The organism is Pseudomonas sp. EL_65y_Pfl2_R96, from assembly GCF_963970905.1.
Taxonomy (GTDB): Bacteria; Pseudomonadota; Gammaproteobacteria; order Pseudomonadales; family Pseudomonadaceae; genus Aquipseudomonas.
On the sequence record NZ_CAXAQH010000343.1, the window covers coordinates 1 to 455 of the forward strand.

The 455-nt window shown below is 60.2% G+C and carries 1 protein-coding gene; it reads right to left on the reverse strand.

Features of this window, described 5'->3' with window-relative positions; all coding sequences use genetic code 11:
- Positions 1 to 147 precede the first annotated feature (147 nt).
- Positions 148 to 455, reverse strand: a 308-nt coding sequence (locus AACY49_RS30955; protein ID WP_339528117.1) for a hypothetical protein, incomplete at its 5' end; no start/stop codon positions are given.

The following is a 455-nucleotide window of genomic DNA, read 5'->3' on the forward strand; positions in this document are numbered from 1 at the left end:
TAATCAGCGAAGTGATGAAAAAGAAACGATCGTCTTTCGCGACCGCGGAATGTGGTTCTGCTAAAGATGCCATATTCGCCCCCCGACGAAACCGAATCGCTGGGGCTCTATACCATTGGATTGGCGCTGGAGGAACCGCGTCACGCCTTATTGGCGGTTTGCCAGAACTTCGGCGATCGACTTGGTCGTATCCCACACTTCGCTGCCGTCGCGCCCCTCATCCGCGAAGCGCACCTTGACGGTCGCGTCGAAACCGGCCGCTTTGAGTGGCAGCGCAAAGCTCCGCTCGACCGCACGGCGCGTGGCGTCGCGGGCGAGGCGAATGGGCACCGCTTCGTGCGCCTGGCGTACGAGTTCCTTTTGACCGGCAGCGCGGTTTGCCGCCTCGAGTTTCGCATCGGCGTCGGTAATTTTGGACAGGATTCCGCCTTCGCCATATTCACGGATCTGCGTCA